Source organism: Caulobacter sp. GW821-FHT10C03 (genome assembly GCF_059415485.1).
Genome location: NZ_JBWKNI010000024.1, coordinates 27,433 through 52,579, shown reverse-complemented (window position 1 = coordinate 52,579; position 25,147 = coordinate 27,433). Strand labels below are relative to the sequence as shown.

The following is a 25,147-nucleotide window of genomic DNA, read 5'->3' as shown; positions in this document are numbered from 1 at the left end:
GCGGCGTAACCCCTCACCCTCCCACGCCTGCGGCGCGGGTCTCCCTATGGGAGAGGGGTTCCGGAGCGCGGCTCGGCGGCCGGGGTAGGAGTCGCCGGAGCCGGAACCGGCACGGGAGCCGGCGGCGCCGGAGCCGTCGGATCCACCGGCGCCTGGCCCTCGACCGGCGCGGCTTCCGGCGGCAGCGGCAGGCCGTCGGGGCCCAGCAGCGGTTCGGCCAGGCTCGGGTCCTCGGCGGCCGTGGTGGCGTCGTCCTGCGCCGGCTTGGGCGCGCCGCCGGTGGCCGACAGGGCGAAGGCCTTCCAGATCTTGGCCGGCAGGCCGCCGCCGACCACGCCGTTCATGGCGCTGTTGTCGTCGTTGCCGACCCAGACGCCGATCACCAGGTCGCCGACATAGCCGACGAAGATCGCGTCGCGATAGCCCTGCGTGGTGCCGGTCTTGCCGAAGGCGCCGGGGATGGCGGCCTCCACGCCGGTGCCGCGGTGCACGGCCGAGCGCAGCAGGTCGCGCATGCCGGCCAGTTCGGCCTTCGACAGGGCGCGGGGCTTCTTCGACGACTTCCAGTCGGCCAGGCCGTGGGCGACGACCGGAGTCTCGCCGGCGGCGATGGCGGCGTAGGCGCTGGTCAGCTGCACCAGGCTCATCGGGCCTGTGCCCAGCGCCAGGGTCAGGTCGTCGGGGATGGGTTCGGTGACGCCGAGGTCGCGGGCCGTGGCTACGATGGCCTTGCGGCCGACCTGCTGGGCCAGGCGCACGGCGGCCACGTTGGACGAGCCGGCGAAGGCGGTGATCAGCGGCACTTCGCGGCCGGCGTACTTGCCCTCGTGGTTCTTCGGGCTCCAGCCGCGCACGTCGACCGGCGCGTCGAGGATCGGCGAGGTCGGGGTCATGCCCTGGCGGATGGCGGCCAGGTAGACGAACAGCTTGAAGGCGCTGCCCGGCTGGCGGCCGGCGTCGGCGCGGTTGAACTGGCTGGCCTTGTAGTCGCGGCCGCCGACCATGGCCACGACGCGGCCATCGGTGCGCATGGCCACGATCGCGCCCTGGGTGACGTTCAGCACCTTGCCGTCGCGGGCGATGGCGTCGTTGAGGATCTTCTCGGCCTTGGCCTGCAGCTTGGCGTCCAGGGTCGTCTTGACGATGGTCTCGCCGTAGCGGGCGTCGTAGGCGGCGCGGGCCTGCGGGAACACCCAGTCGGCGAAGTAGGAACCGGTCGGCAGCTTGTCGCGCGGCGGGATCGGGCGGATGTCGCGCTTGGCCTTGTCGGCCTGGGCCTGCGTGATCACCTCGGTCTCGACCATGGCGCCCAGCACCACGTCCATCCGCTCGCGGGCGCCTTCGAAGTTCTCGGTGGGGGCCAGGCGCGAGGGGGCCTTGACCATGCCGGCCAGCATGGCGGCCTGGCCGACGCTGAGCTTCTCGGGCGTGGTGTCGAAATAGTGCCGGGCCGCGGCCCGCAGCCCGAACGCGCCTTCGCCGAAATAGACCGCCGACAGGTAGCGCGACAGGATCTCTTCCTTCGAGAGCCGCGCCTCCAGCCACAGGGCGATCAACGCCTCCTGAGCCTTGCGGCGCAGGTTGCGGTCGTTGCTGAGGAAGGCGTTCTTGGCCAGCTGCTGGGTGATCGTCGAACCGCCCTCGGACACCCCGCCGGCCTTGGCGTTGGCGCCGACGGCGCGGGCGATCGCCTTCGGGTCGATGCCCATGTGCTTGTAGAAGCGGCGGTCCTCGATGGCGATGAAGGCACCGGGCACATAGGCCGGCAGCTTCGAGGCCTCGATCGGAGCCTCCTTGTACGAGCCGCGCCGGGCGATCGGCGTGCCGTCCGAGGCCATCAGCACCATGGTTGGGTTGCTGGCCGGCTCCAGGGCCCGGCCCAGCGGCAGCGACCACAACAGCCAGGTCACGACCGCGACGATGGCCAGCACAAAGACGCCGGCGCCGATCTGCCACGGCCGCTGCTTCCAGATCGGAACGCGCGGGGCCGGGGCGGGCGCTTCCGCCGCGGGCGGCGCCTCGACCTCTTCCATTTCGGGAGCGACCGCTTCCACGGTCTCCTCGACCTTGGGGGCGTCGTCGTCGGAACCGGTGTTCGGAGCGGCGGGGTCGGACATGCGCGATGGAACTCGAAGGCGGGCCGAGAGGGGGCGAAGGCGCGTCAATAGCACAGGCAGGGCGGCCGCCCAGCGTCCGCGTGCCAAATAGGGAAACGCCCGTTCAGGCCGGAGCGCTCCGTCGCCGCTCCAGCAGCAGCAGGGTCAGCGCCGCCAGGAAGCCGAAGGCCAGCAGCAGGGCCGAAAGCTGGTGAGCCTTGTCCCATTCCAGGCTCTCGACCAGGCGGTAGATCTCGATCGACAGCACTTCAGTCTCGCCCGGGATGCCGCCGCCCAGCATCATCACCACCCCGAATTCGCCGATCGTGTGGGCGAAGGCCAGCAGGGCCGCGACGGCGTAGCCGGGCAGGGCCAGCGGCAGGGCCACGCGCCAGAAGGTCGCCGCCTTGCCCGCGCCCAGGGTCGCGGCGGCCTCCAGCGGCTCGTCGCCGATCGCCAGGAAGGCGTTGCGCAGCGGCTGCACGGCGAAGGGCAGGGAATAGACCAGCGAGCCGATCACCAAGCCCTCGAAGGTGAAGGCCAGGGTCCGCACCCCGAACGGCGCCAGCAGGAGCATCAGCGGGCTCTTTGGCCCCAGGGCGATCAGCAGATAGAAGCCCAGCACCGTCGGCGGCAGTACGATCGGCAGGGCGACCAGCGCCCCGACCACCGGCTTCAGCACCGAACGGCCCCGCGCCAGCCACCAGGCCAGGGGCGTGGCCAGCACCAGCAGCAGCACGGTGACGACCGTGGCCAGCTTCAGGGTCAGCCAGACGACCTCGGCCATGGCCGTCAGCGCACCTCGTAGCCGTAGCGGCGGATGATCGCCTTGGCCTCGCGGCCCTTCAGGAAGGCCAGGAACGCCTTGGCCGCCTCGCTGTCCGCACCGGTCTTCAGGAGGACCGCCTGCTGATCGATCGGGGTGTGGTCGGCCTTGGGCACCACCCAGCGCGAGCCGCCCTTGTCGTCGATCACCTGCGACAGAGCCACGAAGCCCAGCTCCGCCGCGCCGGTCTGGACGTACTGGTAGGCCTGGGTGATCGACGAACCGGTGACGATCTTCGGCTTCAGGGCGTCTTGCAGCTTGAGTTTGGTCAGCGTCTCGACCGCCGCCAGGCCGTAGGGCGCGGCCTTCGGGTCGGCGATCGACAGCTTCTGGAAATTGCCCTTGGCCAGCACCGCGCCCTTGCCGTCGACCAGGCCTGGGATCTTGCTCCACAGGACGAGACGACCGGTGGCGTAGGTGAAGCGCGAACCGGGAACGGCCAGGCCTTCTGCCTCGGCCTTCTGCGGCCGCTCGACGTCGGCCGACAGGAAGACCTCGTAGGGCGCGCCGTTGGCGATCTGGGCGTAGAACTGGCCAGACGAGCCGAAGCTCAGCGTCGCCTTGTGGCCCGTGGCCTTCTCGAACTTCTCGGCGATGGCCTTGGCCGGCTCGGTGAAGTTGGCGGCCACCGCCACCTTGGTCTCGCCCGCGAAGGCCGCCCCGGCGACCAGCGACAGCGCTCCGGCCACGATGGCGGCGAGCAGGGGGCGGCGGGCGAAGGGCATCGGCGGCTCGGTTCGGCGGTTATGCATCGCGAGTACATAACGAGCTTTCGCCGACTGTCAGGCTGTTTTTTCGAGGCCAGCCGGGCGACAAGCGGGCGAACGGAGTCGAAAGGCGTCTCGATGAGCGAAGCGAGCGATCTCAGCGCCAGCCTGATCCTGCGGCGCGGGGCCCTGGCCCGTGTCGGCCTGGAGCGCATCGCCCTGGTCGAGGCGGTGGCCGAGCTCGGCTCGATCAGCGCCGCCGCCAAGCGCCTGGGCCTCAGCTACAAGGGCGCCTGGGACGCCGTGCAGGCGCTGAACAACCTGTTCGACGCGCCGCTGATCGCCGCCAGCGCCGGTGGCAAGTCCGGCGGCGCGGCCCAGGTCACCGCGCGGGGCCATGCGGTCATCAAGGCCTTCCGAGATATGGAGCGCGAGGTCGGGGCGGCTCTTTTGCGGCTAGAGGCGGGTCTGGCGTCGGAAGACGGCGCCGACCTCTTCTGGAGCCTGGGTCTGCGCACCAGCGCCCGCAACGCGCTGCGCGGAACCGTCGTGGCTCTGGCCCCGGCCGGCGTCACGGTCGAGGTTCGTCTGGCCTTGGGCGGCGGCTTGGAGATCGCCTCGGTGATCACCCGCCGCAGCGCCGAGGAGCTGGGCCTGGCCGTGGGGCGGCCCGCCGTAGCCCTGATCAAGTCGAGCTTCGTACGCCTGACCGCCGAGCCGCCCGCCGCGTCCGGCGACAACCGGCTGTCGGGCGTCGTTCTCGACCGCGAGGACGGCGAGGCGGCCAGCGAGATCGTCGTCGCCCTGGCCGAGGGCAAGACCCTGGTCGCCACGGTCGCGCGGGACCTCGCCGGGGCTTTCGAATCCGGCGCTGGCGTCCACGCGCTGATCGCGCCGTCGGACGTGATCCTGGCTGTCGATTAGGCCGGCGCCACCCTTGGTCGCAGAGGCGGCGGGCCTGATCTGCACTAGCACTATGCAACGGCGCCTCATGCTTGAGCGGAACTATGTACAAGCATGGCCATGGGCGCAAAACGCTCCCCCCGCGCCGTCGCGGTCCTTAGGGCGATAGCCATGCGCGTTCTCGTCATCGATCCGGATCCGGCCCGCGCCGCCTTGGTGGCCGAAGGGCTGGAGGGCGTGCACCCGCTGGAGGTCCGTCGTTCGGCCCGCTTCGACGAGCGCGAAGCGATCGAGTTCGCGCCCGACGTGGTGGTGATCGCCGCCGAAAGTCCCGATCGCGACACGCTGGAAAGCCTGCGTGAGGCCAGCCAGGCCAATCCGCGTCCCGTGGTGATGTTCGTCGACCGCTCCGAGCCGGGCCTGGCCGAACAGGCCGTGCGGGCCGGCGTGGCGGCCTATGTCGTCGACGGCCTGGCGCCGGCGCGCGTCCGGCCGATTCTCGACGTGGCCATGAGCCGCTTCGCCTTGACCCAGCAATTGCGCGGGGACCTCGCCAAGGTGAAGGCCGACCTGGAGGCCCGCAAGACGGTCGAGCGGGCCAAGGGCCTCTTGATGAAGGAGCGTGGGCTGGACGAGGACGGCGCCTATCGCCTGCTGCGCAAGCTGGCCATGGACCGCGGCAAGCCCATCGGCGCGATCGCGGCCGACCTGCTGGCTTTCGCGGGAGTGTTGAAGGGGGACGCCTCTTGAGCGGGCTCGCCGATCTGAAGCTGGGCTTCATTCCTCTGACCGACTGCGCGCCGCTGGTGGTGGCCAAGTCCCTCGGCTTCTTCACCGAGGAAGGGCTCGACGTTTCTCTGAGCCGAGAGGCCTCGTGGGCGACGATCCGCGACAAGGTCGCCGTCGGCGCGCTGGACGGCGCCCACATGCTGGCGCCCATGGCCCTGGCCGCCGCGGCCGGCGCGACCGGCGGTCTGACGCTCGACGTCGGCCCGTCGCTGATCGCCCCCATGGCCCTGAACCGCAACGGCAGCGCCATCACCGTCTCGACCGCCCTGGCGGACGCCATGCGCGCGGCTGATCCGGAGGCCATGGCCGAGCAGCCGATCTCGGCCCGGGCCCTGGCCCGGGTGATCGCCGAACGGGCGGGGCAGGGGCTGTCGCCCCTGACCTTCGCGGTCGTGTTCCCCTATTCGATGCACAATTACGAGCTGCGCTACTGGCTGGCGCAGGCCGGGATCGACCCGGACCGTGACGTGCGCCTGGTTGTCACCCCGCCGCCTCGCATGGTCGAGCAGATGCGGGCCGGCGACATCGACGGCTTCTGCGTGGGCGCGCCTTGGAACGCCGTGGCCGTGCTCGAAGGCCTGGGCGAGGTGCTGATCACGGCCTCGGCCTTCTGGCCGGGTGGTCCTGACAAGGTGTTCGGCGTCACCGAGGCCTGGGCTCACCACTATCCCGACGAACTGCGCGCCGCCCTGCGGGCGATGATCCGCGCCTCGGCCTGGGCGGACGATCCCGCCAACCGGCAGGACCTGATCGACCTGCTGGCCCGCCCGGACCACGTCGGCGTCGCGCCCGAAGCCCTGGCCCGCGCGCTGAACGACGAGATCGTCTTCCATCGCGACGGCGCGGGCCTGCCGCGCCGTGAGCACGCCCTGTGGTTCCTGTCGCAGATGGTGCGCTGGGGGCAGGTCGCGGTCGACATCGATCTCGAGGCGGCGGCCGACGCGGTCTATCGCCCGGACATGTTCCGCGCCGCAGCCCTGACCGCGGGTCCTGTCGTCGATCCCGCCCAGGTGTTCGACGACGGCCCGCCGGAGCTGGCGCCGCTGTTCGAGGGGCCGGCCTTCGATTCCACGCTCGCCGGCCGTTACGCCGCTGGGTTTTCGATCGGCCGCGCTCGCGCCTGAGGCGCTTTCGTCTCTCGCATCTGCACAATGCCTGGGCGCCATCGGCGCCCTTTTGCTGAGCAATCATGCTGTGGCGACGTTGTGCAGGGCGGCGCCTCTTCGGTTGGTGACATCCGTCCCCGGACCGTTGTTCTGTTAGTTCAAGCCTTCGGACAACGGCGTCCGTGGCTGCCAGAGACGACCGCTCGGATGCGGTCACCCGACGAGGCGACGACGCCTCGCTCTCGCAGACACGCAACACTCCGAGGCGCATCATGATCTCTCGTGACTTCCTCAAGGCCGGCCATACGCCGACCCTGTTCGCCGCGTTCCTCTATTTCGACCTGTCGTTCATGGTCTGGGTGATCCTGGGCCCGCTGGGCGTGGCCATAGCCAAGGATTTCGGGCTCGACCCGGCCCAGAAGGGTCTGATGGTCGCCATCCCCGTGCTGGCCGGCGCTCTGCTGCGCCTTGTCAACGGCATCCTGGTCGATCGCATCGGTCCCAAGAAGACCGGCATGTTCGGCCAGCTGATCGTGCTGGGCGGTCTGGTCACGGCCTGGCTGCTGGGCGTGCACAACTACAATCAGGTCCTGGCCCTGGGCGTGATCCTGGGCGTGGCCGGCGCCTCCTTCGCCGTCGCCCTGCCGCTGGCGTCGCGCTGGTATCCGCAGGAGCACCAGGGCCTGGCCCTGGGCATCGCCGGCGCCGGCAACTCGGGCACCGCCCTGGCCGCCCTGTTCGCGCCGATGCTGGCCAAGACCTTCGGCTGGCAGAACGTCATCGGCCTGGCCGCGATCCCTCTCGCTGTGGCTTTCGTCGTCTACATGCTGCTGGCCAAGGACGCTCCCGAGCAGCCCGCGCCCAAGAAGCTGGCCGAATATCTCGATGTCCTGAAGGTTCCTGACGCCTGGTGGCTGATGCTGCTCTACGGCGTCACCTTCGGCGGCTTCGTCGGTCTGGCCTCGTCGCTGACCATCTACTTCAACGCCGAATACGGCCTGGATCCGGTGATCGCCGGCTTCTTCACCGCCGCCTGCGTCTTCGCCGGCTCATTCATCCGCCCGGTCGGCGGCGGCCTGGCCGACCGCTTCGGCGGCGTGCGCACCCTGACCGTCGTCTACGCCCTGGCCGCCTTCGGCCTGGCAGTAGCCAGCTTCAAGCTGCCCTCGCACTGGCTGGCCCTGGCGGTGCTGATGTTCTCGATGCTGGCCCTCGGCGCCGGCAACGGCGCGGTGTTCCAGCTGGCCCCGCAGCGCTTCCGCAAGGAGATCGGCGTCATGACCGGCCTGATCGGCATGACCGGCGGCATTGGCGGCTTCTACCTGGCCTCGACCCTCGGCCTCGCCAAGAAGCTGACCGGCGACTACCAGATCGGCTTCCTCGGCTTCGCGCTCCTGGCGCTGTTCGCGCTCTTCGCCCTGCACGGCCTCAAGGCCCGCTGGCGCGCCGTCTGGCCGACCCTGCACGGCGCCGAAGCCGCTCCGGTTCGCGTCTGATCCTCTTTTCCAAGTGAGCAAAGTCATGACCAAGGAAAAGCTGGTCGTCATCGGCAACGGCATGGCCGGGTGCCGGGCGGTCGAAGAGATCCTCAAGCGCGATCCCTCGCGCTACGAGATCTCGATCTTCGGCGCCGAGCCGCGGGTCAACTACAACCGCATCATGCTGTCGCCGGTGCTGGCGGGCGAGAAGACCTTCGACGACATCGTCATCAACGACGAGGCCTGGTACCGCGACAACGGCATCACCCTGCATGCCGGCCGCTGGGTCACCGGGGTCGATCTGGAAGGCCGCAAGGTGATCGCCGAGGGCGGCCTCGAGGTCGCCTACGACAAGCTGATCCTGGCTACCGGCTCGGATCCGTTCCGCCTGCCGCTGCCGGGCGCCGACCTGTCGGGCGTGGTGACCTTCCGCGACCTCGACGACGTCGACGCCATGATCGCCGCCTCGGCCAAGCCCGGCGCCCGCGCCGTGGTCATCGGCGGCGGCCTGCTGGGCCTGGAAGCCGCCTATGGCCTGGCCCGTCGCGGCATGGGCGCCACCGTCGTCCACCTGATGGACGTGCTGATGGAGCGCCAGCTCGACGAGAGCGCCGGCTACCTGCTGCGCGAGGCCCTGCTGGAGCGCGGCGTCGAGACCGTGCTCGGCGCCCACTCCGAAGCCATTGTCGGCGAGGACGGCAAGGTCACGGGCCTGAAGCTGAAGGACGGCCGGACCCTGCCTTGCGACATCCTGGTGATGGCCGTGGGCATCCGTCCCAATGCTGCATTGGCTAAAGCCGCTGGTCTGCAGGTCAATCGGGGCGTCATCGTCGACGACGCCATGCGCACCTCCGATCCGGCGGTGTTCTCGGTCGGCGAATGCGTCGAGCACCGCGGCAACTGCTACGGCCTCGTGGCCCCCATCTGGGACATGTGCCGGGCCCTGGCCGAGGAACTGACCGACGGGGCCGGCGCCTATGCCGGCTCGGTGCTGTCGACCCGCCTGAAGGTCTCGGGCGTCGATGTGTTCTCGGCCGGCAAGTTCGCCGGCGGCGAGGGCTGCGAGGACATCGTGTTCCGCGACGCCGGCCGCGGCGTCTACAAACGCGTGGTGATCGAGGACGGCAAGGTCGCCGGCGCGGTGCTGTTCGGCGACGCCGCCGACGGAGGCTGGTACTTCGACCTGATGCGGGCCGGGACCGACGTCGCCGACATCCGCGACACGATCATCTTCGGTCAGGCGATCACGGAAGGTCTGTCCGGCCTGGACCCTAGTGCGGCCGTTGCGGCCATGCCCGATACGCAGGAAATCTGCGGCTGCAACGGCGTCTGCAAGGGTGCGATCACTTCCGCCATCACCACCCAGGGCCTGACCAGCCTGGACGACGTGCGCGCCGTCACCAAGGCCTCGGCCTCGTGCGGCTCGTGCACGCCGCTGGTCGAGCAGGTCATCCGCGCCACGCTCGGCGACGGCTTCAAGGCCCAGACCGGCCCCAAACCGATGTGCAAGTGTACGCATCACCCGCACGGCGTGGTGCGCGAGGCGATCCTGGCCCAGGACCTGAAGTCCATGCCCGCCGTCATGCAGGCCATGGAATGGACCACGCCCGACGGCTGCGCTTCGTGCCGTCCGGCCCTGAACTACTACCTGCTGTGCGCCTGGCCCGGCGAATACAAGGACGACAGCCAGTCGCGCTTCATCAATGAGCGCGTCCACGCCAACATTCAGAAGGACGGCACCTATTCGGTCGTTCCGCGCATGTGGGGCGGCATGACGACGCCCGACGAGCTGCGCGCCATCGCTGACGTCGCCGACAAGTACGCGATCCCTTCGGTGAAGGTAACCGGCGGCCAGCGCATCGACCTGCTGGGCGTCAAGAAGGACGACCTGCCGGCGGTGTGGGCCGACCTCAACGCCGCAGGCATGGTCAGCGGCCACGCCTACGCCAAGGGCCTGCGCACGGTGAAGACCTGCGTCGGCAGCGACTGGTGCCGGTTCGGCACCCAGGACTCCACGGGCCTCGGCATCAAGCTCGAGAAGTTCATGTGGGGCTCGTGGGCGCCGGCCAAGGTCAAGCTGGCCGTGTCGGGTTGCCCCCGCAACTGCGCGGAATCGACCTGCAAGGACATCGGCGTGATCTGCGTCGACAGCGGCTATGAGATCCATGTCGGCGGCGCCGCCGGCCTGCACATCCAGGGCACGCAACTGCTGACCAAGGTCGCCACCGAGGAAGAGGCGATCCAGCTGATCTCGGCGGTCATGCAGATGTACCGCGAGGGCGGCTGGTACCTGGAGCGGATCTACAAATGGATGGCCCGCATCGGCCTGGAAGCCATCCATGCCGCCACGGTCGAGGACCTCGACAACCGCGCCGCGCTCTTCGCCCGCTTTGTGAAGTCGCAGGAGACCGCCCAGGTCGACCCGTGGGCCGAACGCGCCAGCAAGGGCGTCGAGGCCGGTGAATTCAAGCCGATGGCGACGCTTCCGATGGGGATGGCTGCGGAATGACGATCCAGACTTTCGACATCGATCCGGCCTGGCACGACGTCGGCGCCGTCACCGACATTCCGGAGCGCGGTTCGCGTCGGGTGGCGACGGCGCAGGGCGACGTGGCGGTGTTCCGCACCAGCGACGGCCAGGTCTTCGCCCTGGTCGACCGCTGCCCGCACAAGCACGGACCGCTCAGCCAAGGCATCGTCCACGGCCACGGCGTGACCTGTCCGCTGCACAGCTGGGTCATCGACCTGAAGACCGGCCACCCCACCGGCGCCGACGCCGGCAAGGGCTGCACGCCCGTGGTGCCGGTGCGGGTGCAGGACGGCCGCGTCCTGCTGGCCCAGCCGGTGATGGCGGACTGACGCCATGGCCGACGGCTCCGGCGTCATCGCGACCGTCAGGACCACCTGCCCGTATTGCGGCGTCGGTTGCGGCGTTGCAGGAGCGGCGGGCGGCGGCAGGACGTTGGCGGTGTCGGGCGACACCGCCCACCCGGCCAACAAGGGACGGCTGTGCTCCAAGGGCTCGGCCCTCGGGGCCACGGTCGGTCTCCAGGGGCGCTTGCTGGAGCCGACGATCAACGGCCGTGTCGCCAGCTGGGGCGAGGCCACGGCGCTGATCGCCAAGCGCTTTCGCGACACCATCGCCCGCCACGGCCGCGACAGCGTCGCCTTCTACGTCTCCGGCCAGTTGCTGACCGAGGACTACTACGTCGCCAACAAGCTGATGAAGGGCTTCATCGGCTCGGGCAACATCGACACCAACAGCCGTCTCTGCATGGCCTCGGCCGTGGCCGCCCACAAGCAGGCCTTCGGCGCCGACCTGGTGCCCGGCTGCTACGAGGATCTCGACGAGGCCGATCTGGTGGTCTTCGCCGGCCACAACGCCGCCTGGACCCATCCGATCCTGTTCCGCCGCCTGGAGGCCGCCAAGGCTCGCGGCCAGAAGCATGTGGTCATCGACCCGCGCCGCACCGACACCGCCGAGGGCGCCGACCTTCACCTGGCCCTGGCGCCGCAGAGCGACGTGCGGCTGTGGAACGGCCTGCTGGCCGAACTCGACCGTCGCGGCCACCTCGACCTCGACTACATCCGCGAGCACGTGAACGGCTTCGACGCCGTCCGCGAGGCTCTGGCCCAGGACGACCAGTCGCCCGCCGCCGTCGCCGCCGACTGCGGCCTGGCGATCGAGGACCTGCTGGCCTTCTACGACCTGTTCGCCGCCCACCCGAAGACGGTCAGCCTGTTCTCGATGGGCTCCAACCAGTCGGCCCAGGGCGTCGCCAAGGGGCTGGCGATCATCAACACCCATCTGGCCACCGGCCGGATCGGCAAGCCGGGCGCCTGCCCGTTCTCGATCACCGGCCAGCCCAACGCCATGGGCGGGCGCGAGACGGGCGGCATGGCCAACACCCTGGCCGGCCACATGGACTTCGCAGCCGAGGACCGCGACCGCGTCGCCCGCTTCTGGGGCGCGCCCAACACCGCCCGCGCGCCGGGCCTCAAGGCCGTCGAGATGTTCGAGGCCGTGCGGTCGGGCAAGATCAAGGCGATCTGGGTGATGGCGACCAACCCCGCCGTCAGCCTGCCGGACGCCGGCGCGGTGCGCGAAGCGCTGGAGACGTGCCCGTTCGTCGTCGTCTCCGACTGCGTCGAGACCGACACCACGGCCTACGCCCATGTGAAGCTGCCGGCCTTGGCGTGGGCCGAGAAGGACGGCACGGTCACCAATTCCGAGCGCCGCATCTCGCGCCAGCGGGCCCTGTTCCCCGCGCCCGGCCAGGCCCGCGCCGACTGGCGGATCATGGCCGACGTCGCCCAGGGCATGGGCTTCGACGGCTTCGGCTGGCCTTCGCAGGCCTCGATCTTCCGCGAATGGGCGCGCCTGACGGCCTATGAGAATAAGGGCTCGCGCCTGCTCGACCTGACGGGCATGGCCGCCATGACCCCCGACGACTACGCGGCCATGACGCCGATCCAATGGCCGGTCCGTATGACCGGGCAGGGGACGCCGCGCCTGTTCGACGACGGCCGCTTCCAGACGCCTGACGCTCGCGGCCGGATGGTTCCGGTCCGTCCCAAGGGGCCGGCCGATGCTGTCAGCGACGCCTATCCGATGTCGCTCAACACCGGTCGCATCCGCGACCAGTGGCACACCATGACCCGCACGGGCCTGGCCCCCGACCTCTGCCGCCACGCCCCCGAGCCCTTCGTCGAGATCCACCCGCACGACGCCGAGGCCGCCGGGATCAAGGATGGCGCCCTGACGCGCGTCTCAACCGTGCGCGGCGAGGCCGTCGCCCTGGCCAAGGTCACCGACCGCCAGCGGCCCGGCGGCCTGTTCATGCCGATGCACTGGACAGACGCCTTCGCGCCGTCGGGCAAGTCCAACCACCTGATCGCGCCGAACCTTGATCCCACCTCCGGCCAGCCGGAGTTCAAGCACACCCCGGCCCGGGCGCGGCCCTATCGCGAGACCTGGAAGGGCTTCTTCCTGACCCGCGACAGCGTCGCAGCCCCGGCCAATCTCGATCTGGTCTGGCGGCGCATCCCGCAGGACGCCGCCCAGCTGCACGAGTTCGCCGGTCGGGGCGACGCCTCCGAGCGTGAGGCCTTGCGCAAGCGCCTGACCAAGGGCCTGACGGGCGAGACCACGGTGTTCGAGGACGCCGGCGCCGGTTCGCGCCGTGAAGCCTGGATCGAGGACGGCAGGCTGGTCGCCGTGCTGTTCCAGACCGCCGCTGGCCGCCTGCCGCCGCGCGACTGGCTGGCCGACCTGTTCGCGCTGGACCAGCTGTCCGCGCAGGATCGATCGTCGCTGCTGATCGGCCGTCCGCCCGGCGCGCCGGTCGACAAGGGCCCGATGGTCTGCGCCTGCCTGAAGGTCGGCGCCAAGGTCGTCGACGCCGCCATCGCGGCCGGTGCGGCCACCGCCGATGCGGTCGGCGCGGCCACTGGCGCCGGCACCAATTGCGGCTCGTGCCGTCCGGAGATCGCCCGGATGATCGCCGCCGCTGCTTCCCTCAAGGCCAAGGAGACCGCCGATGCGTGACGTGTCGCTGGGAGACGTTCTGCTCGTCGGCGCTGGTCCGGGTCCGGTGGACCTGATGACCCTGCGTGCGGCCCGTGCGGTCGAGGGCGCCCAGGCGCTGCTCTATGACGCCCTGGTCTCGGACGAGGCCATCGCCCTGGCGCCGGCCGGCTGCGTGCGGATCCTCACCGGCAAGCGCTCGGGCCGGCCCAGCATGAAGCAGGAGGCGATCAACCGCCTGATGCTGCGCCTGTCCCGTCGCGGCCTGCGCGTGGTGCGGCTGAAGGGCGGCGATCCGTCGGTGTTCGGCCGGGTGGGCGAGGAGGCCGAGTTTCTTCGTGCGCATGGCGTGTGCGTCGAGGTGGTGCCCGGCGTCACCGCCGCCAGCGCCGCCGCCGCTCAGTTCAATTTTCCGCTCACCCATCGCGGCGAGGCCCGTCGGGTGATTTTCACCACGGCCCGTGTCGGCAGCGGCGACGTGATCGAAGACTGGGCCGCCGCTTCGGATCCCGAGGCCACGGTCGCGGTCTATATGGGCGGGGAAGCCGCCGCCGAACTTGGCCGCCGCCTGATCGCGGCCGGTCGTTCGCCCAGCACCCCGGCGCTGGTCGTCGAGCGGGCCGGCGATCCGGCCGCGGCCCTGCGTACGGGTCGTCTCGACACGCTGCCGCAACTGCTGGCCGGCGGAACCGGCGGGCCTGTGCTGATCGTCATCGGCGCCGTCGCTCGCCGCGCCCAGGACCTGCGCTGGACGCCCGAGCTGGCTCAGATCGAAGCAGAGGCGATCCGGGCCTGAAGTGTCAGGCCGCCGCCATCGCGGCCGCGGCCTCTTCCTCGTCCTCGCGGCGACGCGGCTGCGGGCCGGCCGCACGGCCATAAGCCTCGCGCAGCAGGCGGGAGGGCGACTGTTCGCACGGCGCGACCAGCAGGCCCCGCTTGCGCAGGGCCACGCCCCAGCGGGCGCTGCCGGTCAGCACCGACGCGGCCGGCGCGATCAGCAGACCCACGGCGGCCGGCAGGATCCAGATCCCCAGCGACGGGCCGGCGATCGCCGCGCAGACCAGCAGCGCGAGGCCCGCGACCATCTCCGGCGCATGCCGTTTCAAGGCTTCGCGCCAGGACATCTTGTCGACGTCACGACGCTGGGCGGCCCAGCCGGAGTCGCGGCCGGCCAGGATGTCGAGCAGGCAGCGGGCGTGGCCGAACAGCACCGTCGGCGCCGTCAGGGTCGAGTGCACGGTCTCCAGGGCCACCGAAGCCCACAGGCGACGGGCGCCGCCGAAGCCGTCGGCGCGGCCCTCCATGCAGGCGAGAACGACGGCCAGCAGCTTGGGGACGGCCAGGAAGCCCAGCGACACGGCGAAGGCCGCGCCGGCGCCTTCTTCGAGAAAGAGTTCCTCCTGTGCGCCGCCCAGGAAGGGGAAGGCGGCCAGTAGGGCGCTCAGCACCACCAGCAGCAGCCAGACGGGGGCCAGGGCGTAGGCCAGGGCGCCGCGCAGCAGGTGCAGGCGGCTGACCGGATGCAGGCCCTTCACGCCGAGGATGCCCAGGTGCTGCAGGTTGCCCTGGCTCCAGCGGCGGTCGCGCACCAGCATGTCGGACAGGGTGGGCGGCGCCTCCTCGTGCACGTCCTCCAGCGTCGGGGCCATGCGCACGGCCCAGCCGCCCCGGCGCAGCAGGGCCGCCTCGACGAAGTCATGACTGAGGATCGCGCCGCCGAACGGCGCCTTGCCCGGCAGGTGCGGCAGGCCGCAGCACTCGGCGAAGGCCCGAGTGCGGATCATGGCGTTGTGGCCGAAATAGTTGGCCTCGGCCCCGCTCCACCAGGCCAGCGCCCAGGTCGCCAGCGGTCCGTAGGCCCAGGCGGCGAACTGCTCGGCCCGGCCAAACAGGGTGTTGCGGCCGACGATCGTCGAGCCGGCCTGGAGGACGCCCAGCGTCGGGTCGGTTTCCATGGCCCCGGCCATGCGGCGCAGCGAGCGGGCGCTCATCAGGCTGTCGGCGTCGAGCACCGCCATGCATTCGTAGGCCCCGCCGAACCGGCGGACCCAGTCGGCGAGGTTGCCGGTCTTGCGGTCGATGTTGGCCTCGCGGCGCCGGTAATAGAGGCGGGTGGGCGAGGGGCCGGCGCGGGCGGCGAGCACCGCGCGATGCTCGGCCTCGGCGATGTCCGGGTCGCGGGTGTCGCTCAGCACGAAGACGTCGAAGGTCGAGGACAGCCGCTCGCGGTCGAGATCGGCGCGCATGGCCTCTATGCGGGCGAACACGGCGGCCACGTCCTCGTTGTAGATCGGCGCCAGCAGGGCGACCCGCTTGCGCAGGTGCGGCGGCGGATCGTCCAGCCGCCGCTCCCAGCTGTCGGGGTTCAGCGCCAGTTGGAAGCCGCCCAGGGCCGCGGCGCAGGAGAAGCCGGTCCAGGCCAGCAGGGCCGCGACCAGCAGCGCGTCGATCCATTCCAGCGGGGTGACGCCGCCGCCGACGAAGGCGTCCAGCATGGTCGTCAGGCCAAAGCCGAAGGACAGCAGGGTGAAGGCGCCCAGAGCCAGCCGCCGCCGCTGACGAGAGCGCGCCAGCCGTCGCCTGGAGGCCGGCGCCGACAGCGGCCGCACGGGCATGTCGAGTTCGGTTTCCTGCGGCAGCCAGGCGTCCGGCGTCGCCTCGTGGGGAATGTTGCAAGGCGGAAGCCGGTCGGCGAGGCGTATGTCCATCGAGGGTCCTTTCGCGCGAAGAACCCTCACCCAGGCAATGGGTTGCGATGCGAAGGAAATATAACCACGGTCACGTTTCGCGAACCGTGGCCAAGCTGTCGATCTGCTGAAACGAACAGCAGATTCAGCGATTTGGCCGCAGTCGCGCCTTGTTTGCGGCGAAGCTGCGGCAATTGTTGCGATGCGGAAAACAAGCGGTGCGCGGACGGATCCGCGCTCCCGTCAGGCCGCCTTCAGCGCCGCGAAGCCGCGTTCCAGGTCGGCGATCAGGTCGGACGGATCCTCCAGCCCGATGTGCAGGCGCAGCAGCGGTCCTTCCAGGTTCAGCGGCGTCGAGCGGCTCTTCAGCTGCGGGTCGCAGTGGATCGCCAGGCTCTCGAAGCCGCCCCAGGAGAAGCCGAGGCCGAACAGGGTCAGGGCGTCGAGGAAGGCGTGCACCGACTTCTGCGAGGCTGGCTTCAGCACCACGCCGAACAGGCCGCAGGCGCCGCCGAAGTCGCGCTTCCAGATCGCGTGGCCGGGATCCTCGGGCAGGGCCGGGTGCAGCACGCGGGCGACCTCCGGCCGCTGTTGCAGCCAGCGGGCCACGGCCAGGCCGTTCTGCTCGTGGCGCGGCATCCGCGTGGCCAAGGTGCGCAGGCCGCGCAGCATGGCGTAGGCGTCGTCGGGCGACACCGACCAGCCGACGTCCCACATGGCGTTGCCCAGTTCGTCGCCGATCACCGGGTCCATGGTCGTGGCGCTGCCCATGAAGCAGTCGGAGTGACCGCCGACATATTTGGTCAGGGCCTGGACGCTGATCGTCACCCCGTGGGCCAGCGGCTTGAACAGCAGGCCCGCGCCCCAGGTGTTGTCGATCAGGGTCAGGATCCCGCGCGCATTGGCGGCCGCAGCGATGGCCGGCACGTCCTGCATCTCGAAGGTCAGGGAGCCAGGGGCCTCCAGCAGGATCAGCCGGGTCTTCGGGCCGGCCAGGGCGATCAGGGCGTCGGCGTCCAGAGCGGGGTCGTAATAGCGGGTGGTGACGCCGAAGCGGGTGAGGAAGCGGTCGCAGAACCGGCGGGTGGGCTTGTAGGCGCTGTCGACCACTAGCACGTCGTCGCCGGCCTTCAGCACCGCCATCATCGCCCCGGTGATCGCCGCCAGGCCCGAGGGGTACAGCGTCACGTCCGGCGAGCCTTCCAGCTCGGCCAGGGCCGCCTGCAGGGCGGCGGGCGAGGACAGGCCGGTGATGCCGTAGGTCAGCTGGCTGTCGTCGTACAGCGAGGCGGCGTTGGGCAGCAGCACGGTCGAGCCGCGCTGGATCGGCGGGTTGACGGTCCGCGCCAGCGACTGGGCCTGCAGGCCCGAACGGATCAGGCGGGTCTTTTCGTCCATGGCGGCGGGACTCGTGAACACGGGAAGGAACGCCTCGTTTAAGAGCGCCGGCGGTTGCGGTTCAAGGATTTGATCGTCGCCGTGGCGACAGGGCGCGAGAATCTGCCATCCAGGCGCGAGCGCGCCGGCGGGGGCCGGCGGATGAGGGGTAGCAGCATGAGAGTTTCGGTTCCGGTCTTGGCGCTGTCTTGGGCGCTGTCTGGGGCGCTGTGTTCGGCGCTTTCGAGCGGCGTCGCCATGGCTGAAGAGCCGGCCGTCGGCCCGCCGGCCGAGGTGAAGGCCCTGGCGGGTTGCTGGAGCGGCGAGGGGGCGGTGATGGGCAAACCCGTGACCATCGCCCTGGCCGTCAAGCCCGTGGCGGGCGATGCGATGATGCTGGTCGAGGCCGACAGCCACGCCAAGGCCGACCCGGCCGACGCCTACGCCGCCCACCTGCTGTTCGGCGGCCGCACGACCAAGGCGGGCGAGCCGGCCGCGATCGTCGGCCTGTGGGCCGACAGCTTCGGCGGCGACGGGGCTTCGCTGGGGACGGGCGCGGTCGCCGCCGACGGCTTCGAGATGGCCTATCCCTACGGCCGCTCCAGCTTCGTCAATCGCTGGAGCCACAAGGCCGACAAGCTGTCCTGGAGCATCGTCATGCGCGACGCCGCCGGCAAGGAGCAGGGTTTCGCGGCCTATGACCTGGCCAGGACGGCGTGCGCCAAGGGGCGGTGATTTAGCTCGTCCTTCTCCCCTTGCGGGAGAAGGTGGCGCCGATAGGCGTCGGATGAGGGGTCTCTCAAACATGGGACGCTTCACCCGGCCTGACCGCTGCACGCGGTGTTGAGGTTTGAGAGACCCCTCACCCGACCTCCCTTTGGGAGGCCACCCTCTCCCGCAAGGGGAGAGGGAACGGGTTTTCGACCCCGCGCTTTCGCTGCGAGTTGATCGAAGGGGAGCGGAGCGCCCGGGCGACGCCCGGAGGTGTGTAGACAGATACCGTTTCGACGAAGCCTAGGCGCTCCGCGCGGTCGTTGGACTGCCGGCTTCCCGGGCGGCGGCGCTCTTAACGCCTTACCAGGACCATCCGCCGGGTTTCCCGTTTGGACGGCGACGAGGAGAGGGGTGCTCTGTAATCCTCGCCCAAGCCGACGGCGGGCGGGTCTGGCCAGCGCCAGGTCCCCGGACGCGACGGATCTTCCCAATCCGCCCCAGTCCCGCTCGATCGCATCCCGCCGCCGCATGGTCGCTGGCCGCGCGCCCCTTCGGTGCGGCGAGACGGGGTTATTATGCGGGTGGTTTGAGCGCGTCTGATCCAGAGCGGTGAGAAAGTTGTAAGGGGTTGGTTTGGTTAAGGTCTTTGGGGCAGTCGCCGGGGATTGAGTTTCGTCTATCCCCGTCCGCGATCCTTCTCCCCTTGCGGGAGAAGGTGGCGGCTGAAGGCCGTCGGATGAGGGGTCTCTCAAACTTGAGACGCATCACCCAGCCTGACCGCTGCACGCAGCTTTCAGTTTTGAGAGACCCCTCACCCGACCTCCCTTTGGGAGGCCACCCTCTCCCGCAAGGGGAGAGGGAACAGGCTGCGCGTTTCAGAAAAAGCCTGGGTCCCCGCTTTCGCGGGGATTTTACGGGAGGAGGGGCGTTCAGCGCACCTCTCCCGCAAGGGGAGAGGGATCAGGCGCCTTCCCGGATCCCCGACAACAGCCGCTGGGCCTGCTCGATCAGGGAGCGGCGGCGTTCGGCCGCTTCGGCGTGCTGGCGTTCGACCAGTGCGATGTCGGCGGCGCAGTGGGGGCAGTCGGTTTCGTGGGGCCAGACGTACTGGTCGCAGGAACGGCAGACCGTCAGCCTGGGCGGCAGGGCGCCGCCGGCTTCCGAGCGCTCGCGATGATGCACGTGCACGGCGGCCGGGTCGCGAACGGGCAGGGGGACGGTCTGGGCGCCGGGGATCGGTTCGCGCACCAGGGCGAACTCGCCGACGGCGAAGCTGTCGGGCGGGGCGTCCTTGATCTTGGTCACCCGCTCGCGCCAGCCATGCTTGGCCAGGTCGAGCACCCGGTGATGGCAGTAGGGATTGTCGCCGCGCTTGCCCAGCAGCGACTCCGAGGTCCAGGTGCAGCCTGCCCGGCAGACGTCGGCGTAGTAGCAGGTGCGGCAGTAGCCATAGAGCTCCTCGACGTCGCGCACGCGGCCGAAGGCCATCTTCTCGCTGTAGCGCCAGATGTCCTCGATGCTCATCTCGCGCACGTTGCCGGCGGCGTAGAGCGTGGTGGCCAGGGACGGGCAGCCCTTGATCGTGCCGTCGGCCTCGATGCCGATGCCGCCCTGGCCTGCGGCGCAGCCGGTCCAGTGGTCGGTGTCGTCGCCCAGGCCGCGCCAGACCCGCTCGTAGGGGCCGAAATAGCCGACATTGTTGCCGACCACCATCAGCAGGCCGCGCTCCAGCCCCTCGCGATAGAGACGGGCCAGCAGGGGCATGACGTCGAGCAGCTGGTAGGGCTGGAGCAGCAGGCCGGGATTGTCGACGGCGTTGCCCATGGCGACGGTCAGCTGGATCTGCCAGTGGGTGGCGCCGGCCGCGATGATCCGCTCCATCAGTTCGGGCAGGTGCTGGGCGGTCTCGGCGCCGATCTGGGTGTTGACCGAGACGGCCAGACCCCGGGCCTTGGCCCGATGCAGGGCGCTGATCGCCTGGTCGTAGGAGCCGGGCACGCCGCGCACCCGGTCGTGCAGCTCGGGCAGGCCGTCGATCGAGACGCCGACGCCTTGCAGGCCAGCGTCCGCCGCCTCGTCCAGCCGCTTGTCGGTGAGATTGCGGGCGCCGGTCTGGATGGCGGTGCGGATGCCGTTCTGGCGGCTCCGGCGGATCAGCTCGATCCAGTCGCGTCGCAGATAGGCCTCGCCGCCGATCAGGGTGATCTCGCGCGTGCCCAGGGCCGCCAGGTGATCGATCAGGTCGAGGGCTTCCTCGGTATTCAGCTCGTCCGGCCGGGGCCGCCCGGCCCGCGAGCCGCAGTGCTGGCACTTGAGATTGCAGGCCAGGGTGACTTCCCAGACCACGTGCACCGGCACCAGATCGACATGGTCGCGATCCGTCCGGTAGCGCACCGACTTGCCTTCCGGCGGCGCGTAGGGATCCCGCAGGAGCGCTCCATGCGTGGATGCTCCTTCTGCGGAGGCCTCTTGTACGGACGCCCCGTGCAAGGATGGAAGAGTGTCGGTCATGCACGTTCCTTCCCCGAAACGCCCTGAGACGCGGGGATGCGGGCGCTTCCGCCGGCCCATCGAAGAGCGGCGGAAGCGCCGCCCCGTCAGTAGCTCTTCTTGCCTTCCAGCTTGGCGATCTCGAGCTTGAGCAGCGCCAGCAGGGTGGGGATGTCGCCGTATTCGTCGAGGTGGGCCTGGGCCGCGATCTCGGCTTCCTTCAGGCGGGACAGCTCGCCCGAGGCGATGGCGTCGGTCACGGCGACGCCGTAGGGTTTGATGCTCATGGTGCGTCAGGCCTCGAGCTTGGCGATTTCGAGTTTCAGGGCGGCCAGCAAGGTCGGCACGTCGCCGTACTGCAGGACGTGAGCCTCGGCCTCGGCGGCCAGCTTCTTCAGCGTGTCGAGGTCGCCGGAGGCGACGGCGTCGGTGATGGCGCCGCCATAGAGCGGTCGGAAGGACGACATGACGTTTTCTCCCCACGGGCGCGCCGGTCGGTCCGCCGGTCGCGCGGTTGCGTGCTCGGCGCGGTTGGCGCGCCGATGGTCCTTAAGCTGACGGGCACTTGTGGGGAGCGGCACGCGACTTGGCCGCGGTCCGACGTGGCGCAAGGCCGACCCCCAACGCTTCGAGGGTCAGCCAGCCGCTACGGAATGTCAATTTAAGATTGTATATATGGAATGTGTAATCTTGAGTGTTTTTACACAGCCGGGCCGGTTTCCACCGGCGCGTCGTCGCGGCCGCCCCATTCGGTCCACGAGCCGTCGTAGACCGCCGCGCGCGGCTTGCCGAGGCGGTGCAGGGCCAGCGACACCACCGAGGCGGTGATGCCCGAGCCGCAGGTGGTGGCGATCGGCTTTTCGATGTCGACGCCGGCGTCGGCGAAGACGGCCTTCAGCTGCTCGGCGGGCAGCATGGTCGCGTCGGCCGCCAGGATCGCCGCCAGCGGGATGTTGCGCGAGCCGGGAATGTGACCGCTCTTGAGGCCGGCGCGGGGCTCGGGAACCTCGCCGTTGAAGCGCGGCGCGGCGCGGGCGTCGATCACCTGCTCGCGGCCGGTTTCCAGGTTGCGCTTGATCTGGTCGAAGCTACGGACGAGATCGGCTTGCAGGCGCGGGGTGAAGTGGCGCTCCTGCGGGGCGGCGGGACCGTCCTCCAGCGGACGGCCCTCGGCGACCCACTTGGGCAGGCCGCCGTCCAGCACCACGACGTCCTCGTGGCCCATGACGCGAAAGTTCCACCACACGCGGGCGGCCGGCAGGATGCCGGTGCTGTCGTAGACGACGATGCGCGCGCCGTCGCCGAGGCCCAGCTTGCGCACCCGAGAAGCGAACTTCACGCCGCTGGCCAGCATGTGCGGCAGGGGCGAGGTCTCGTCGGCGATCTCGTCGATGTCGAAGAACACCGCGCCGGGGATGTGGCCGGCCTCGAACTCCTGTTTCGGATCGCGCGGCGTGCCGGGCATGAACCACGAGGCGTCGACGATGCGCACGTCCGGGGCGTCGAGGTGGTCGGCCAGCCAGGCGGTCGAGACGAGCGGATCGATGAGCGTGGCGGACATGACGGGCCTCTTGCGGGCTTGGGAACGCGAGGGCGGCAACTTCACGTGCGTCGCTCGCCCGCGCAAGCGCCCCTTACAGCCAGGGCGGCGTCGGCAGGCCCTTCTCGGCCAGGAAGGCGGGGTTGAAGAGCTTGCTCTGGTAGCGCGAGCCGTGGTCGCAGAGGATGGTCACGATGGTGTGGCCGGGCCCCAGGTCCCTGGCCAGGCGCACGGCGCCGGCGACGTTGATCCCCGTGGAGCCGCCCAGGCAAAGGCCCTCGTGCTGCACCAGGTCGAAGATCTGCTCCATCATCTCCTCGTCGGAGACACGGTAGGGGTGGTCGATGGCCAGGCCTTCGAGGTTGGCGGTGATGCGGCCCTGGCCGATGCCCTCGCTGATGGAGTTGCCCTCAGCCTTCAGTTCGCCCTCGGCGTACCAGCTGTAGAGCGAGGCGCCGCCCGGGTCGGCCAGGCCGATCTTCACGTCCGGCTTGCGCTCGCGCAGGGCCTGGGCCACGCCGGCCAGGGTGCCGCCCGAGCCGACGGCGCAGATGAAGCCGTCGACCTTGCCGTCGGTCTGTTCCCAGATCTCCGGGCCGGTCGTCTGGTAGTGGGCCTGCCGGTTGGCGACGTTGTCGAACTGGTTGGCCCAGATCGCGCCGTTCGGCTCGGTCTTGGCCAGTTCCTCGGCCAGGCGGCCGGAATAGCGGACGTAGTTGTCGGGGTTGGAGTAGGGGACGGCGTCCACCTCGACCAGCTCGGCGCCGAGCAGGCGGATGGCGTCCTTCTTCTCCTGGCTCTGGGTGCGCGGGATGACGATCGTCGTCTTGTAACCCAGGGCCGAGGCGACCATGGCCAGGCCGATGCCGGTGTTGCCGGCCGTGCCCTCGACCACCCGGCCGCCGGGCCGGAGCAGGCCCTTGGCTTCGGCGTCGCGGATGATGCTGAGCGCGGCGCGGTCCTTCACCGACTGGCCGGGGTTCATGAACTCGGCCTTGCCCAGGATCTCACAGCCGGTGGCCTCGCTGGCGCGGTTCAGGCGGATCAGCGGCGTGTTGCCGATGGCTTCGAGAACGTTGGGCGTGACGGGCATGGTCGAAATCTTACGTCTTCGCGCGGAGAAGCGCCGTTAGAGCCAGGGTAGATCGCGATGCGGCCGCCCGGATCAATCCAGATTTCCTGAAAGCGCCGGTCCAGAGCCTGCCAATTTTGGATGAAGCATCCAAAATTGGCAGGCTCCAGTTTCAAAGATTTGGAGCGCGCCCGGGCGGGTTAGCCGCGCGCACCTAACCCTGGCGCGCTCCGGGCTCAGCATCAGTGCGTCGTCGGCTGGGTCTGGATGACGTTGAGCAGGGCGAGGCCCCCGGCCGTGGCCGTCGCCGCGCACCAGGCCCCGCACAGCCCTTCTATGCCGACGAGGCTGTTCTCGACCGCGTCGGCCATGATGCCCTCGGCCACCAGAGAGGAGGGCTCGCCCAGCAGCTGGTTGTCGTGCAGTTCGCGGCACCAGGCGCCGACCGCCTCGGTCGGCGTCTCGGCGTCGAACTGCGAGAGATAGGTGCCGCCGTGATAGTCCAGCACCAGGGTGAAGAGCGACACTGCACGTCTCCTAGCTGCGACTTAGGCCCAATTGAATGACATTGGTCCGCTCCGTGCGGAAGCCCGCTTCGCAATAGGCCAGGTAGAACTTCCAGAGCCGGCGGAAGCGCTCGTCGAAGCCCAGCGGGCGGATGTCGTCCCAGGCCGCCTCGAACCGCTTGCTCCATTGCGTCAGGGTGTCGGCGTAGTCCTGGCCAAAGCGCCGGACGTTTTCCCAGGCAAGGCCCGCCCGGTCGGTCTCCTGCCTCAGGCGCTGTTCGCTGGGCAGCATGCCGCCTGGAAAGACGTAGCGCTGGATGAAGTCGGTCTGCCGCCGGTAGTGGGCGAAGAGCTCGTCGCGGATGGTGATGATCTGCAGGCCGGCCAGGCCGCCGGGCGCCAGCAGGTCGTGGATCCTGCCGAAATAGGTTGGCCAGTATTCCTCGCCGACGGCCTCGAACATCTCGACCGAGACGACCCCGTCGAAGCGGCCCTGGACGTCGCGATAGTCGACCAGCTGGATGTCGACCTTGTCGGCCAGGCCCTGGGCGAAGAGGCGCTTGCGGGCGAACTCGTGCTGAGCCGGCGAGATGGTGATCGCCGTCACCTTGGCGCCGACCTCCCTGGCCGCGTACTCGGCGAAGCCGCCCCAGCCGCAGCCGATCTCCAGCACGTGCTTGTCGGGCGTCAGGGCGATCGACTGGGCCAGGGCCTCGTACTTGCGGGTCTGGGCGGCCTCCAGCGAGGCATGGCGGTCCTGGTCCCAGAGGGCCGACGAATAGGTCATCGTCGGGTCCAGCCACTGGGCATAGAAGGCGTTGCCCAGGTCGTAGTGGGCGTGGATGTTGCGCTTGGAGCCTTCGCGGTCGTTGCGCCGCGAGCGGTGGAACAGCAGGTTCATCAGCCGCGTCAGCGGATTGCCCTCCACCAGGGCGGCCAGCTTGTCGAAGTTCAGGGCGAAGGCGGTCAGCACGGCCGGAAGGTCGGGCGTGTCCCACTCGCCGGCCATGTAGCCCTCGGCGAAGCCGATGTCGCCGGAGGCGAAGGCGCGGCGGATGAAGCGGTAGTCGCGCACCCGCACCACGGCCTCGGGACCGGGCGTGCGGCCGTCGATGCGGATGGGCTGGCCCGTGGGCAGGACGAAGGTCAGGGACCCGATCGCCCAGTTCTCGCAGGCGACCCGGATGGCCGCGCGGAAAGCCGCCGGGGCGGCGCGGAGGTGGTCGTTACGCCAGCGGGCGTGCAGGGTGTCGGTCATCGGCGCTCCCGTCCCGTACCTGGGACAAAATCAGACCCCCAAAAAACCGAATCTTCAGATGGGAACGTGCG

The 25,147-nt window shown here is 70.0% G+C and carries 21 protein-coding genes; 9 read left to right on the top strand and 12 right to left on the bottom strand.

Annotation, left to right across the window (positions count from 1 at the left end):
- Positions 1-44 precede the first annotated feature (44 nt).
- From AC07NG_RS22630 to modA, 3 genes are all read right to left on the bottom strand, one after another.
- Positions 45-2,117, bottom strand: coding sequence for a transglycosylase domain-containing protein (locus AC07NG_RS22630; protein ID WP_494596484.1), 2,073 nt, complete (start codon positions 2,115-2,117; stop codon positions 45-47).
- A 103-nt stretch (positions 2,118-2,220) separates the two neighbouring features.
- Complete coding sequence (modB, locus tag AC07NG_RS22625; RefSeq protein WP_494596483.1) at positions 2,221-2,883, bottom strand: molybdate ABC transporter permease subunit; 663 nt, start codon at positions 2,881-2,883, stop codon at positions 2,221-2,223.
- 5 nt (positions 2,884-2,888) lie between these two features.
- The gene (modA, locus tag AC07NG_RS22620; protein WP_494596481.1) at positions 2,889-3,647 is read right to left on the bottom strand and encodes a molybdate ABC transporter substrate-binding protein; all 759 of its coding nucleotides are present in this window, start codon (positions 3,645-3,647) and stop codon (positions 2,889-2,891) included.
- 120 nt (positions 3,648-3,767) lie between these two features.
- Here modA and AC07NG_RS22615 point away from each other — a divergent pair, with 120 nt between their 5' ends.
- The 8 genes from AC07NG_RS22615 to cobA all read left to right on the top strand — a co-directional run bounded on the left by AC07NG_RS22615 (position 3,768) and on the right by cobA (position 14,228).
- Complete coding sequence (locus AC07NG_RS22615; protein WP_494596480.1) at positions 3,768-4,553, top strand: TOBE domain-containing protein; 786 nt, start codon at positions 3,768-3,770, stop codon at positions 4,551-4,553.
- A 150-nt stretch (positions 4,554-4,703) separates the two neighbouring features.
- Positions 4,704-5,282, top strand: a complete 579-nt coding sequence (locus AC07NG_RS22610; protein WP_110121845.1) for an ANTAR domain-containing response regulator — start codon at positions 4,704-4,706, stop codon at positions 5,280-5,282.
- Entirely contained in the window at positions 5,279-6,445 is a 1,167-nt protein-coding gene (locus AC07NG_RS22605) for a CmpA/NrtA family ABC transporter substrate-binding protein (RefSeq protein WP_494596478.1), read from the top strand. Before AC07NG_RS22610 ends, AC07NG_RS22605 begins: the two co-directional genes overlap by 4 nt.
- 254 nt (positions 6,446-6,699) lie before the next feature.
- A complete protein-coding gene (locus tag AC07NG_RS22600; RefSeq protein ID WP_110121843.1) occupies positions 6,700-7,923 on the top strand; it encodes a nitrate/nitrite transporter in 1,224 nt (407 codons plus the stop codon).
- A 25-nt stretch (positions 7,924-7,948) separates the two neighbouring features.
- The gene (gene nirB, locus AC07NG_RS22595) at positions 7,949-10,414 is read left to right on the top strand and encodes a nitrite reductase large subunit NirB (protein ID WP_494596476.1); all 2,466 of its coding nucleotides are present in this window, start codon (positions 7,949-7,951) and stop codon (positions 10,412-10,414) included.
- Positions 10,411-10,764, top strand: coding sequence for a nitrite reductase small subunit NirD (gene nirD / locus AC07NG_RS22590; RefSeq protein ID WP_110121841.1), 354 nt, complete (start codon positions 10,411-10,413; stop codon positions 10,762-10,764). The genes nirB and nirD overlap by 4 nt, the downstream gene beginning before the upstream one ends.
- 4 nt (positions 10,765-10,768) lie before the next feature.
- Positions 10,769-13,453, top strand: coding sequence for a molybdopterin-dependent oxidoreductase (locus tag AC07NG_RS22585; protein WP_494596474.1), 2,685 nt, complete (start codon positions 10,769-10,771; stop codon positions 13,451-13,453).
- The gene (cobA, locus tag AC07NG_RS22580; protein WP_494596472.1) at positions 13,446-14,228 is read left to right on the top strand and encodes a uroporphyrinogen-III C-methyltransferase; all 783 of its coding nucleotides are present in this window, start codon (positions 13,446-13,448) and stop codon (positions 14,226-14,228) included. Before AC07NG_RS22585 ends, cobA begins: the two co-directional genes overlap by 8 nt.
- Positions 14,229-14,232: 4 nt before the next feature.
- Here cobA and mdoH read toward each other — a convergent pair whose 3' ends face one another.
- Together mdoH and metC are read right to left on the bottom strand one after the other, a co-directional pair.
- Positions 14,233-16,140, bottom strand: a complete 1,908-nt coding sequence (gene mdoH / locus AC07NG_RS22575; RefSeq protein WP_494596471.1) for a glucans biosynthesis glucosyltransferase MdoH — start codon at positions 16,138-16,140, stop codon at positions 14,233-14,235.
- 222 nt (positions 16,141-16,362) lie between these two features.
- The gene (metC, locus tag AC07NG_RS22570; RefSeq protein ID WP_494596470.1) at positions 16,363-17,517 is read right to left on the bottom strand and encodes a cystathionine beta-lyase; all 1,155 of its coding nucleotides are present in this window, start codon (positions 17,515-17,517) and stop codon (positions 16,363-16,365) included.
- A gap of 237 nt (positions 17,518-17,754) precedes the next feature.
- On the opposite strand from metC, the gene AC07NG_RS22565 reads away from it, so the two are divergent.
- Positions 17,755-18,231, top strand: coding sequence for a hypothetical protein (locus AC07NG_RS22565; protein ID WP_494596468.1), 477 nt, complete (start codon positions 17,755-17,757; stop codon positions 18,229-18,231).
- 939 nt (positions 18,232-19,170) lie between these two features.
- Here the strand turns inward: AC07NG_RS22565 and AC07NG_RS22560 are convergent.
- From AC07NG_RS22560 to AC07NG_RS22530, 7 genes are all read right to left on the bottom strand, one after another.
- On the bottom strand, positions 19,171-20,721 hold the full coding sequence (locus tag AC07NG_RS22560; protein WP_494596467.1) for a GDL motif peptide-associated radical SAM/SPASM maturase: 1,551 nt from the start codon (positions 20,719-20,721) through the stop codon (positions 19,171-19,173).
- 86 nt (positions 20,722-20,807) lie between these two features.
- On the bottom strand, positions 20,808-20,987 hold the full coding sequence (locus AC07NG_RS22555) for a DUF1843 domain-containing protein (protein ID WP_494596465.1): 180 nt from the start codon (positions 20,985-20,987) through the stop codon (positions 20,808-20,810).
- A 6-nt stretch (positions 20,988-20,993) separates the two neighbouring features.
- The gene (locus tag AC07NG_RS22550) at positions 20,994-21,167 is read right to left on the bottom strand and encodes a DUF1843 domain-containing protein (RefSeq protein ID WP_487289591.1); all 174 of its coding nucleotides are present in this window, start codon (positions 21,165-21,167) and stop codon (positions 20,994-20,996) included.
- A gap of 233 nt (positions 21,168-21,400) precedes the next feature.
- Positions 21,401-22,261, bottom strand: coding sequence for a 3-mercaptopyruvate sulfurtransferase (gene sseA, locus AC07NG_RS22545; RefSeq protein WP_494596463.1), 861 nt, complete (start codon positions 22,259-22,261; stop codon positions 21,401-21,403).
- Positions 22,262-22,334: 73 nt separating this feature from the next.
- The gene (locus AC07NG_RS22540; RefSeq protein WP_494596462.1) at positions 22,335-23,333 is read right to left on the bottom strand and encodes a cysteine synthase A; all 999 of its coding nucleotides are present in this window, start codon (positions 23,331-23,333) and stop codon (positions 22,335-22,337) included.
- A 221-nt stretch (positions 23,334-23,554) separates the two neighbouring features.
- Positions 23,555-23,839, bottom strand: a complete 285-nt coding sequence (locus AC07NG_RS22535) for a hypothetical protein (protein WP_487289588.1) — start codon at positions 23,837-23,839, stop codon at positions 23,555-23,557.
- 10 nt (positions 23,840-23,849) lie between these two features.
- Positions 23,850-25,076 carry a class I SAM-dependent methyltransferase gene (locus tag AC07NG_RS22530; RefSeq protein WP_494596460.1) on the bottom strand — a complete coding sequence of 409 codons (1,227 nt, stop codon included), beginning with the start codon at positions 25,074-25,076 and terminating at the stop codon, positions 23,850-23,852.
- Between the last annotated feature and the right edge of the window lie 71 nt (positions 25,077-25,147).